The sequence below is a fragment of the Rhodonellum sp. genome (assembly GCF_030656585.1).
Lineage (GTDB): Bacteria > Bacteroidota > Bacteroidia > Cytophagales > Cyclobacteriaceae > Rhodonellum > Rhodonellum psychrophilum.
On record NZ_JAUSPP010000032.1, the window covers coordinates 1 to 12,237 of the forward strand.

Annotated in this window: 8 protein-coding genes; 5 read left to right on the forward strand and 3 right to left on the reverse strand. The window is 40.7% G+C overall.

All coding sequences use genetic code 11. The features are described from left to right. Window positions 1-169: 169 nt before the first annotated feature. Both Q7J63_RS09635 and Q7J63_RS09640 read right to left on the reverse strand, forming a co-directional pair. The gene (locus tag Q7J63_RS09635; protein WP_304885704.1) at window positions 170-1,024 is read right to left on the reverse strand and encodes a helix-turn-helix domain-containing protein; all 855 of its coding nucleotides are present in this window, start codon (window positions 1,022-1,024) and stop codon (window positions 170-172) included. Window positions 1,025-1,455: 431 nt separating this feature from the next. After that, window positions 1,456-2,334, reverse strand: a complete 879-nt coding sequence (locus tag Q7J63_RS09640; protein WP_304885706.1) for a LysR family transcriptional regulator — start codon at window positions 2,332-2,334, stop codon at window positions 1,456-1,458. Between the two features lie 92 nt (window positions 2,335-2,426). Between Q7J63_RS09640 and hutH the strand changes: the two genes are divergently transcribed. The 4 genes from hutH (at window position 2,427) to Q7J63_RS09660 (ending at window position 9,444) form a co-directional block, all read left to right on the forward strand. Further along, a complete protein-coding gene (gene hutH, locus Q7J63_RS09645) occupies window positions 2,427-3,995 on the forward strand; it encodes a histidine ammonia-lyase (protein ID WP_304885708.1) in 1,569 nt (522 codons plus the stop codon). Window positions 3,996-4,244: 249 nt separating this feature from the next. Beyond that, complete coding sequence (hutI, locus tag Q7J63_RS09650; RefSeq protein ID WP_304885710.1) at window positions 4,245-5,504, forward strand: imidazolonepropionase; 1,260 nt, start codon at window positions 4,245-4,247, stop codon at window positions 5,502-5,504. A gap of 67 nt (window positions 5,505-5,571) precedes the next feature. Next, a complete protein-coding gene (locus Q7J63_RS09655) occupies window positions 5,572-7,566 on the forward strand; it encodes a urocanate hydratase (protein WP_304885712.1) in 1,995 nt (664 codons plus the stop codon). A 306-nt stretch (window positions 7,567-7,872) separates the two neighbouring features. Beyond that, the gene (locus Q7J63_RS09660) at window positions 7,873-9,444 is read left to right on the forward strand and encodes a S8 family serine peptidase (protein WP_304885714.1); all 1,572 of its coding nucleotides are present in this window, start codon (window positions 7,873-7,875) and stop codon (window positions 9,442-9,444) included. A gap of 1,417 nt (window positions 9,445-10,861) precedes the next feature. Here Q7J63_RS09660 and Q7J63_RS09665 read toward each other — a convergent pair. After that, window positions 10,862-11,296, reverse strand: a complete 435-nt coding sequence (locus Q7J63_RS09665) for a hypothetical protein (RefSeq protein WP_304885716.1) — start codon at window positions 11,294-11,296, stop codon at window positions 10,862-10,864. Window positions 11,297-11,752: 456 nt separating this feature from the next. Between Q7J63_RS09665 and Q7J63_RS09670 the strand changes: the two genes are divergently transcribed. Continuing rightward, window positions 11,753-12,136, forward strand: coding sequence for a hypothetical protein (locus Q7J63_RS09670; RefSeq protein ID WP_304885717.1), 384 nt, complete (start codon window positions 11,753-11,755; stop codon window positions 12,134-12,136). Window positions 12,137-12,237: the final 101 nt, after the last annotated feature.

Below are 12,237 nucleotides of genomic sequence, written 5' to 3' on the forward strand. Positions count from 1 at the left end.
GAACCCGAAATATGCATTAGGTTTCCAAATGGGATTGAAACTGAAAGAAAATCAGACTATTGGGAGAATAATTCCTGACACCAATAGGGTGAAGTCAAAAATAGTCAACTCCTAATTGATTATCAGTAAATTAAAATATTAAATGGTGTTTGTCATGCATAAAACGGGTTTAATTCGTCCATTGAACGGCATTTGATTCAGTTTGGGATTTGGGATTTTCAAGATGCTCCGCTGCTTTAAAAAGCAGAATCAATTGAAGGGTTTCAAATATGGTGAACACCACCAAACCAGGAAGAACCAAAACCACGGAAATAAACATGATTCCAGAGAGAATCCCTAAACATCCACCAACAAAAGCAATAGGTCCAAACTGCTTTTGCCAACCGATCAATCCAATGCCAAAAACCAAATAAAGGGCTCCAAAAACTATGGCTTTGGCGATTTGAAATATTTCTATTGAAATCACGGGATGCAAAACTGCAAACATATCAAAGCTGTTTGAAATTACGATTCCAACAATCAGAAAAATGGAACCGCCCTTTATCAAATTATTGGGGATTAAAATACTCAGTTTATAGAAGCCCATTATAAAAAATGAAAAAGTAAGGATTATCGCTACTTTAACGGCGAAATACCAGCCATTCGAAACGGAGAGTTCCCCGCTTTCCAACAACATAAAGTCAAAAGCCATTTCCACAAAGGCCAATAAAAAGTACACAATCCCAATAAAAAAGGCTTTAATCAAGAATTTTGAAGCTTTTGATTTATCACCTGTGGATGGTACTGATTTTTCTTCACTTTCCATTTGTAAATTGGTGAAATCATATCCAAGTGCTTCCAAAATGGCTTTGATGGTATAAGACCGAGGAGTAACCTCCCCTGCCTCAATCCTTTGGATAGTTCGGACATTGATACTGCACAGTTCTACAAGGTTCTCTTGCGTGAGTCCTTTGGCCTTTCTCAGTTCTAGAATTTTCTGGCCCAATTCCGGTTGTTTCATCGTGATCATCGTTTGTTTTACCATCGCAATTTGAGTTGAATTTCACAAAACCAATCCGAATTTGGGACGGATAAAACCCGACATTTACCCGACATTTGGGATTTAGACTTGAAATTTGAGATTTGTAAAAATAGAATTTTGAGTTTAAAGAGTTTAGTTTTTTACGGCAATATCTGAATTCGAAAATGATATATAAACGATTCCCCTCAATTTAAATCAAGTTCAAGACCTTGACCAAAGTTATCTAAACTTTGGAAATTTCCATTTTATTTGAAGATTTGAAATCTATCTCAGAACTTGACGGGAAAAGTTCGGTTTTTTTGACCACGGTTATGTGAATTAGAATATTGGAAGCTCTTGAATTGGGTATCAAATCTGATTTTTTTTTTGCAATTTCAACCCCATTTGGAAACCAAACCCAAATCCAGTTAAATATCCTTGATCATCACATACACTCATAACACCTCCAGGACATGCTTCAATGCCGGATTACGGTTTTCTGTTTTCCACACGGCAAATAGTTCGGTATGCTGTGGAATATCTTTGATCTCGATGAACTTCACTTTCAGCGCATATCCTTCCTTTAGAGAAGTCGGAACAATCGCCACTCCCAAGCCTGATTCCACGAGTTTGAAAATGGTCAGCGCGTTGACAGACTTATGGGAAATTTTGGGTGTAAATCCTCTGTCTTCGCAGATGCTCATGATTTTATCGAAATAAAGACTACTGTAATCACTTGAAAAAAGAATAAATAGCTCCTCTTTGAGCTGTCCGATATGACTGAAATTGGTAGTATCAATAGGATGGTCAAGCGGCAAAACCAGTGAAAACGTATCCCGATGCACCGCCTTCATACTGAGTCCTTCAGGCACCCGGGCCAATCTGACAAAGCCCAAATCCAATTTGTCTTTTTCGAGCATCTCGATCTGAAGATGGTTGCTGAGTTCCTCAAGATTGGTCTGGATTCCGGGAAATTTCTTGCTCATTCTGATCAACAGATCGGGAATTACCTGGTGTGCTGCCGAACCCAAAAACCCGATCCGCAACTCCCCTATTTGTCCTGTATCTATTTTTTTGAGCTGCTGCGTTATCAGTTCCAGGTGATTGAAAATGAAATCCACTTCACCTTTGAGAAATTCGCCGGCCGCTGTTAAGGTCACTGATCTTTTGGTCCGGTAAAACAATTCCACGTCCAAGATTTCCTCCATTTGCTTGACCTGCCGACTGAGTCCCGGTTGGGAGATAAAGAGGCGATCAGCTGCCTTTCTGTAATTCAGTTCTTCAGCTACAGCTTTAAAATACTCCAAATGTCTGAGCGCTATTTGATAACCCATGGTTATTAAACATTGATTAAAATGGTATTTATAAGTATTAAATCTAAGTATTATTTTTGATTTGTAAATATAAAAATCCAGTTGACCATACGATGATGACATTCCACTTCGGTAAAGACCATCTTACCTCCTCTATTGCTTTGGGCATTTGTAGGGGAGAGAGCAAAGGCATCATCACCACTGAAAGCCGTGATAAAATCAAAGCCAGCAGTCTGGCGGTCGAGAAAATAGTGCGCAAAGGCAAACCTGTCTATGGCATCAACACGGGCTTTGGGCCGCTTTGTACCACCATGATTTCACCCGAGCAAACCAGAAAACTTCAGGAAAACCTATTGAAAAGCCATGCAGTCGGTCTCGGTGAGGCAATCCCGATTGAAATTTCAAAGTTGATGCTCGTCCTGAAAGCCCATGCCTTGACCCAGGGATTTTCGGGAATCCAAGAAAGTACTTTAGATAGAATCCTTTGGCACATCGAAAACAACATCATTCCCGTCGTCCCAAAACAAGGCTCTGTGGGTGCCTCTGGAGATTTAGCACCGCTTTCCCATTTGTTTTTGCCCTTAATCGGATTGGGTAAAGTGCATTACAAAGGAGAGATAATTTCAACATCCAAACTTTTCCAGCAACTTGACCTTGCGCCAATACACCTCGGACCAAAGGAAGGTTTGGCCTTGATCAACGGCACTCAATTTATGGCTGCATTTGGGGTCATGATTGTGTATCGATTTTACAATATTTTGGCCCATGCCGATATTACAGGTGCCATGATGCTCGAGGGGTTATTGGGTTCGATCAAGCCTTTTTCTACCGAACTGCATCAACTCCGTCCCTACGCCGGAAACCAACATGTAGCCCAGTCCATACTTAATTTACTTCATGATTCTGAGATTGTCCATTCCCATGCAGCTTGCGCAAGGGTTCAGGATCCGTATTCCCTACGCTGTATGCCGCAGGTACACGGTGCGTCCCGAAATGCATGGCTGCATCTAAAACAGATGATCGAAATCGAGATCAATTCCGTCACGGACAACCCCGTGGTCTTTGACGAAAACCATACCATCAGTGGCGGGAACTTTCACGGGCAACCCATCGCAATGCCTTTGGATTATGCCTGTCTGGCTGCTTCGGAAATCGGGAACATTTCCGACCGCAGGATCTACCTTTCCTTGGAAGGAGATACTCCGGGTGTCCCAAAGTTGCTGCTCAAGGAAACCGGATTGAACTCAGGCTTTATGATTCCACAATACACCACTGCGGCACTGGCAAGTGAAAACAAGGGGCTGTGTTTTCCCTCCTCGGCGGACAGCATTCCAACTTCCTTGGGACAGGAAGACCATGTGAGTATGGGAAGTATCGGGGCTAGAAAGGCATTGCAGGTGATTGAGAATGTGGAGAAAATCCTTGGGGTGGAACTCTTCTGTGCAGCACAGGCGGTGGATTTCCATGCGCCTTTAAAATCCGGCAAAATCATGACCGCGCTCTATGAACACGTCCGCACCAAAATCCATCATGTCACCGAAGATCAGCTCATGTATGAAGACATGGAGATAGCCATTGACATCATCCGAAGTGGGGAATTGCTAACTTTAGCAAAAGAAGTCGCGGCAAGAGAAGGTTTGGAATTGGAGACAAAATGGTCGGAGGAGTTTGATCGCTTTTAACCGAGTTCAAGTCTTCAGCGAAACGCCAACCTAGTTCAAGTCTTCAGCGAAGCGGTGACTTGGACTCTACTCAAGACAGTCTTCAGACTGTAGGGTCAGACTTAAAAAGCAGTTTTACAACTGAAAGAAGTCTAGAAATTCAGTCTGAAGACTGGAAGAAGATGGTCCAAGTCTGAAGACTTGAACCATAACTGAAGACTTGAACCATTGCTTAATCCTCAAGACTAGAACATTGTTCTTTAAAAAAATATGACCAAAATCAAATTCACTTTTATCGGGCCAATCCGTCAAGCGGTTACTTTGGCAAATCTTCCATTGAAGGGTGCATTGAGAGACGAGCAACTTCAGGTGATTCAAGGAGCTGGAATTCTGATCAAAAATCAGGAAATCTTTAAAATTGGGCCCTATGAAGATTTATATCCCGAAGCATTGACCGTGGATGCTGAAATGGTCTATTTGACAGAGGATTTTGTTGCCTTGCCAGGCTTTGTGGACTGCCATACGCATCTCTGCTTTGCGGGAAGCCGTGCAAATGACTTTGCCATGCGCAATGCTGGAAAATCTTATTTGGAAATTGCCAAAGCTGGAGGAGGAATCTGGGATACGGTCACACAAACCAGAAATGCCAGTTTGGAAGCATTGGTCGAAGGAACCGTCAAAAGAGCAAACAGACACCTTTTCGAAGGCGTCACCACCATCGAGGTAAAAAGCGGTTATGGGCTTTCATTATCCGAGGAAATCAAAATGCTCCATGCCATCAAACAGGCAAATTCGGAAACTGCAGCAGATTTGATTCCAACCTGCCTTGCTGCCCATATCTGTCCAAAGGATTTTGAGGGTTCAGCAAAAGAATACCTGGAAACAATCAGCAATGAATTGTTCCCAATCCTGAAATCCGAAAACCTCAGCAACCGGATCGATGCCTTCATAGAGGACTCGGCTTTCAGCCCTGATGACATTGCAGATTACTTCCAAAAAGCCAAAGACCTTGGATTGGATATCACCGTTCACGCAGACCAATTCCATGTTGGCGGTTCGGAAGTTGCGGTAGCTTTTGGCGCCATTTCGGCCGATCATTTGGAAGCCAGCACAGAAAGAGAAATAGCATTATTAGCCAATTCAAATACCATTGCAGTGGCCTTGCCTGGAGCCTCGATGGGTTTGGGAGTGGCATTTACGCCAGCCAGAAAACTGCTGGATGCAGGTGGTGCTTTGGCCATCGCTTCGGATTGGAACCCAGGTTCGGCACCGATGGGTGATTTGCTGATGCAAGCGGCGGTCCTTGGAACGTACGAGAAACTTAGCAATGCAGAGCTCTTGGCAGGAATCACTTGTCGGGCGGCAGCAGCGCTTGGCTTGTCCGACAGGGGCAGCATTGCCGTGGGAAAATTGGCAGACATCATTTTCTTCCAAACCTCAGATTACAAAGACATCACTTATCATCAGGGAAAACTTAAACCGGAGATGGTATGGAAAAAAGGCTCATGTGTATGGAAAGCAAAGGGCTAAATCCATTGTTTTCGAAGAAAAATCCCTCAACCCCATTTGAATTTAGCAGACTCTCAATCGAAAAAAAATGACTTTCCAAGAACAAATTTGCCAAGGTATTCCGAGGACGCTTCCACCAAAAAAAGCCTATGACTCAGAGATCAGTCATGCACCCAAAAGAAAAGATATCCTTTCTCCGGCAGAGAAAAAACTTGCCCTAAAAAATGCCCTCCGCTATTTTCCGCCGAACTGGCATGCTGAGCTAGCATTGGAATTTTTTGAAGAGTTGATAAATTACGGGCGGATTTATATGTACCGCTTCATGCCGGACTATGAGATCCATGCCAGGCCCATATCAGATTATCCTGCAGGATGCCAACAGGCAGCGGCCATCATGCTGATGATCCAGAACAACTTGGACCCGGCAGTGGCACAGCATCCACACGAACTGATTACCTATGGGGGAAATGGGGCAGTTTTCCAGAACTGGGCGCAGTACCTGCTCACCATGCGGTATCTTTCTGAGATGACCGAAGACCAGACTTTGCACCTGTATTCCGGCCATCCCATGGGACTTTTCCCTTCTTCCAAAGAGGCCCCGAGAGTGGTCGTCACCAATGGTATGATGGTTCCGAATTATTCACAACCGGATGATTTGGAAAAATTCAATGCACTCGGCGTCACCCAATACGGACAGATGACTGCCGGATCTTTTATGTATATCGGACCACAAGGGATCGTTCATGGAACCACCATTACCGTGATGAATGCTTTTCGCAAAAAACTCGGGTCTGAAATCAATCCGAAAGGAAAGGTCTTTTTGACATCTGGATTGGGTGGAATGAGTGGCGCCCAACCGAAAGCAGGGAATATCGCAGGATGTATCACTGTGTGTGCAGAAATCAATCCCAAGGCAGCACAGAAAAGGCACAAACAGGGTTGGGTAGATGAATTGATCGACAACCTGGATTTCTTGGTTAAAAGGGTCAAAGAAGCGCAAGACAAAAAAGAAGTGGTATCGATCGCCTTCCTCGGAAATATAGTGGACGTTTGGGAGAAATTTGACAAGGAGAACGTGATCGTCGAACTTGGATCGGATCAAACTTCGCTGCACAATCCATGGGCTGGCGGATATTATCCCGTGGATATAAGCTTTGAGGCTGCCAATGAAATGATGGCCAAAGATCCCGAAACCTTCAAGACCAAAGTCAGGGAATCCCTTTGCCGTCAGGCAGCCACCATCAACCGACATGCGGCCAAAGGCACCTACTTTTTTGATTACGGAAATGCATTTTTGCTGGAAGCCTCCCGTGCCGGTGCGGATGTAATGGCCAAAAACGGAATTGATTTCAAATATCCCTCCTACGTACAGGACATATTGGGACCCATGTGTTTCGATTTTGGATTTGGCCCCTTTCGATGGGTTTGTACCTCTGGGAAACCTGCGGATTTGGAGAAATCAGACCAAATCGCATTGAAAGTCTTGAAAGAAATCCTAAAAACGGTCCCATCCGAAATCCAACAACAACTTCAGGACAACATCAAATGGATCCAAGAAGCCGGACAAAACAATTTGGTGGTCGGTTCCCAAGCAAGGATTCTCTACGCCGATTCCGAAGGCCGCATCAAGATCGCCCAAGCTTTCAATGATGCCATCAAAAGCGGGGAAATCTCTTCATCCATCGTTTTGGGACGTGATCACCACGATGTGAGCGGGACGGATTCCCCCTACAGGGAGACCAGCAACATTTATGATGGCAGTCGATTCACCGCAGATATGGCCATCCACAATGTGATCGGTGACAGTTTTCGCGGCGCAACTTGGGTCTCCATTCACAACGGCGGTGGTGTGGGCTGGGGTGAAGTCATCAATGGCGGTTTCGGCTTACATCTGGACGGCACAATGGAAGCAGAAAGAAAATTGAAGTCCATGCTCTTTTATGATGTCAACAATGGAATAGCCAGAAGGGCTTGGGCGAGAAATGACGAAGCCTTGTTTGCGATTAAGAGGGAGATGGAGAGGACACCGGAATTGAAGGTGACGATTCCGGAGATGGTGGATGAAAGATTTTTGAATTTATAGCAACTTCCCGTGTGTTGCATTTTTTTTAACTAAAGAATCGAGGATAGATAAAGCGCTCAATTAATTGGAAGTATCTCTTCAAAAAAGGGATGTAAGAAATTTTAATTTCAGAATTCTTTAAAGTTCAAAATAAAAAAAATGCACTTTTTAATCAAAAAAAAGTACTTTATTTAAATTATCTTCTTATTTTCAATTGTTTTAAATTCTTCAGTTTCAAATTATCAATGATTAAATGCCTATGGAAAACTGAAACAACCCATAAAATTTTTATTTCTAACCATTTATCAAAATAATCGAAATATTATTATGAATTATTTTAAAAAACCCAAATTATCGCATTTAGTTGTGATAGCAAGTTTACTGTTTGCAGGATGTAACAGTGACCTAATGCAAGTAGATCCAATCCAGGAATCCATCTTGGAAGAAGGATTAAATATCAGTCAATTCGATCTCAGTGAGATCACCGAAATGACTGATTTTTCAAATATGCGTCAAGGAGATTTCACTGGGAGATTCTTGATTCTGTCAAAAGGTCAAAGTTTACCAAATAACTTAGAGAGAAGTATTCAAAATGCAGGTGGTGAAATTGTAAAAACCTATCCTGAAATCGGTGTAGCGGTGGCTGTCGCCAGATCAGCTGATTTCCATACGAAAGCCAGCAGTATCAGTGGAATCGAATCCATCACTCCGGATTTAATCTTACAATATACAGAGGAACCAAATTTAGTAGGACCAGAGACCACCTTAGATGCCGCCAGAGCGCGACAATCAGTCGAAACCAGTGCAATTGGAACCCCTTTCAACTATAAGACTGCTCTCTTTGACGGGTGGCAGTGGGCTCCTGCTTCTATCAATGCTCCAAAAGCATGGGATGCAGGGGTGACAGGAAAAGGTGTGCGAGTTGCTGTAATCGATGGCGGATTTCACTCAACCCATATTGACTTGGCTCCCAACTTAGACATTGCTAATTCTATTTCTACAGTTCCAGGATTTAACTTCAACCAAGACATAGGGACATTCTGGCATGGAACACACGTGGCTGGAATCGTTGCCGCTTCAGGTTTTGGTGTTGTAGGTATCGCTCCAAAGGCTACCATTATCGGCGTAAAGTCGCTTCATAATGGTTCTGGTGCATTTGAATGGATATTGGATGGTATATTATACGCAGCCACACCACTTTCCCAAGGTGGAGGCGGAGCTCAAATCATCAATATGAGTTTAGGTGCAACCATTGATTATAGAAATAATTGGAAAGATCCAGCCTTTAGAGTTTTCTTTAGAGAATTGCAAAAAACCTATGACAGAGCTACGCGATATGCAACTCAAAATGGTGTGACAGTGATCGCCTCAGCGGGTAATGGTGCCACCAATTATGATGATGCCAAAGAATTGTTCAAACTTCCTGCACAAAATCAGCATGTATTGTCTATTAGTTCAACTGGCCCTACGGGTTGGGTATTTGGAAACATGAACTTTTCCCAACCTGCATATTATACAGATTTTGGAAAATCATTGGTAGATTTTGCTGCACCAGGTGGTACTGTTGGCCTTGCAATTGTTGAAGGCAATTACTCTCCTTGTACATTGATTGGTACATACCGCACGGCAACAAATACGTGTGCAGTATTTGACCAGGTATTTAGTACAGTTAGAGGAACAACGAATGGTAATTATAACTGGGCACAAGGAACGTCAATGGCTTCCCCTGCACTCGCCGGTGTAGTCGCCTTGATGATGGAAGTGAATGGTGGCAACATGACTCCTGCCCAAGTAAGAGCAAAATTAAGCCAGACTGCTACAGATCTTGGCAAGCCAGGAAACGACGAATATTATGGTCGTGGGTTTGTCGATGCTGCGAAAGCTGCTGGTGTTAATTAATTATAAATCCAAGCCTATAATTTGATGATTGATGGTGAAAACTTAATTTAAAACACACGCTCTAAGCCAGACAAACATCAACTTTGGTAAGAGAATTAAAAAGCCTTCGGTTCTCATTAAACCGAAGGCTTTATTTTTTAATTCCACCCAAAATTTTTTAAACAGAGCCATACTTAAAAAAGTTAATTTTTTTCTTCAAAGAAGTGTGTGAGCCCCTCATTAAACCTAGGTAGAAAGTGACGATTCCGGAGGAATATAAAAGAATTTGAATTTTAATAACGGTGATAAAACTTTGGTTTCGAATCTACAAACGGCAGGTCTAAAAAACATATAGGTTATCCAATATTTCGCTATCTCCAAAGGTTTGAATCTTGATTCGAACCTAAGACAGCCAACATGAATATTTTATCAGCTTCCAAAGTAAAGTGTACAGCAAACAAAAAACGATGGATCAAACCGAATCGGACTTTCCTATACCGGAATAAAAACCTTTCCCAGTTCCTCAAGGAATTCAAACCCTAAACCTTCTTTCTTTTCCTAATAGCATTTCGCAATTTTAAATATATCTGATTCAGCCACGGTCTTGATGATCAATCAATAGCTCATCGCTTTTCCTTGACCCTAATTTTCACCTCCTGCCATGATGAACAGGTAAAAGAATTTGCCTCATGGGAAGCTAATCTTTGGTCAAGTATTTTTTTTGGGATTCACTGAGTTGATAATCCTTCATATCACCTACCATCATGGCAAAATCAAATTTAACAAGCGGTCATCTGCGTTGTCTATCAAGTCGTGCAGTTTTTCCCTTATTTCAATAATCCCATTTTTCCTTGAGTCTAGAATAATAAAAATAAATATTTTTACATTGATAAGCTACTTTGAATCATATTTCCAGATGAGCTTGCAGGAGATATGTTACAACCTTATTTACTACCAAAGGAGAAATGGAAAAAAGGAAGAGTTATAAAATGCCGATTCCGGAAATAGTAGATAAAACCCATTGAAATTCTACTAAAAATAAATAAATTTAAAAAAACTAACGCTACGCTAACGAAATCACTTATAAGAAAACAGCTAGAAAGCCTTCCAGAGGAATTCAGTTTAGATGATTTGGTAGAGCAACTAATTTTGATTCAAAAGATTGAAAAAGGACTTAAAAACTCTAAAGATAACAATATTACCTCCGAAGAAGCTTTAGATCATGAAATTGAAGGATAGTTCGAATAAACTAGACAAATCACTCAATTAATGATTTGAAAGAAATTACAGTTTATATTAGCAAGGACTCAAAAAAGTATCCAAGATTACAAATTCAAAGGCTTAAAGCCATAACCTACATATTAAAAACAAACCCATTTTGTGGACAACATTTTGATTTTTTAGAAGACACCTCTATTCGGCAATTAAAAAAGGGATACTATTTCCTTTTAATCAAATACCTTGTGTTCCCATTGGAATATCCTAATAACAGTGTATCACCGGAAAATCCATATCGGATTTGTTGAGTTTCTCCACTTCCCGAAATTTCCAAGATTTGATCATTAAAGGTCCTCCACGAAAAAGTAGGAATCAAAGAATAGTCCAAAGGCTCTTTGATTCCATTGCGCTTCAAATCATCCCTTAAAAAATTTGGATCTATCAAATGTTGACCATTTTTTAAAAAAGTATCCACATATCCTTTCTTATAGAAATCATCTTTAATAATTTCTCCATGCACATCTTTAGCAAAAATATTTGTCCATTTCCCTACTATTCTACTGTCTAATTCTTTTTTCTGAAAGAAAGAAAAATTTATAAAATACAATAAAAATAAAATTATCAGTTTAGTTTTTTTGGAGTTAAATTTCATCATATTAAATTTTAAAGTGAATAAAACCGGGTAAAATATCTTTGACCGGCTTTAAAGTATCACATACAAACCATTAGCCGTGCTGAATAATAACCTATACCCGCTGCATGATAAGAAAAATATCCATTTGAACTACTCAACTGACCCAAATGATATTGGGATGCAGTCGCATAAAACATCATTTCAGAAAATGAGTCACCTCCTTTAACAATCTCCATTCTTTCAATACTTAAAACTCTCTCATAACAAATTTATTTTTTTTGATAATTTATTTAACAATACAAGTATAATTCAGGACTGGTGACATTTCCTGTCTCCTAATAAATTATTTTCCAAAAACCACAATCAGAAGGATAAATAACTACATTATTTTAATACCCCTCACAAATTTATAACTTCACAGGACCCTATACATTCTTGTCGATTCTTCTCTTTGATGCCATAATCAATGATGTCATTGTGAGTATCATACTTAATGAAATTAAAATTGCTGTTGAAAGCAATACCTTTTCACCAAAAAATAAGATCCACGACAAAATTAGAACGATCAAAGAAACAACTATTGTCCAGAGGTGTGTTTTTTTAAAGTTCATTGTAAATCTTTTAAATAAGATAATATTTTGGGGATTCAATATGATTATGTCCATGTTAAATCCCCAAAAAATAATTTATATTTTAGGTGCTACTCCGTTACATGAAGCTATAGAAGCTACGCTGATAGCCAATCCTCCTGCAGCAACAAAAAGAACACCTCCTGGCACAGCAGCAGCCAAAGTTAAAGATGCAAAACCCCAACCACTTACAGCAAGACCTGTCACTCCGAGTAAATTATCCCAATTATAACAATTTTTCAACCCTCCCACCATTTCTGTGCTAAATCCATCACAAATAAATCTAGTTTAAGTTTATCAATAATTATTTATATTTTCAAACTTAATTTCAAG

Coding starts and splice junctions, on each gene's coding strand:
- Q7J63_RS09635 (WP_304885704.1), bottom strand. CDS start 1,024: ATGGTAAAACAAACGATGATCACGATGAAACAACCGGAATTGGGCCAG.
- Q7J63_RS09640 (WP_304885706.1), bottom strand. CDS start 2,334: ATGGGTTATCAAATAGCGCTCAGACATTTGGAGTATTTTAAAGCTGTA.
- hutH (WP_304885708.1), top strand. CDS start 2,427: ATGATGACATTCCACTTCGGTAAAGACCATCTTACCTCCTCTATTGCT.
- hutI (WP_304885710.1), top strand. CDS start 4,245: ATGACCAAAATCAAATTCACTTTTATCGGGCCAATCCGTCAAGCGGTT.
- Q7J63_RS09655 (WP_304885712.1), top strand. CDS start 5,572: ATGACTTTCCAAGAACAAATTTGCCAAGGTATTCCGAGGACGCTTCCA.
- Q7J63_RS09660 (WP_304885714.1), top strand. CDS start 7,873: ATGAATTATTTTAAAAAACCCAAATTATCGCATTTAGTTGTGATAGCA.
- Q7J63_RS09665 (WP_304885716.1), bottom strand. CDS start 11,296: ATGATGAAATTTAACTCCAAAAAAACTAAACTGATAATTTTATTTTTA.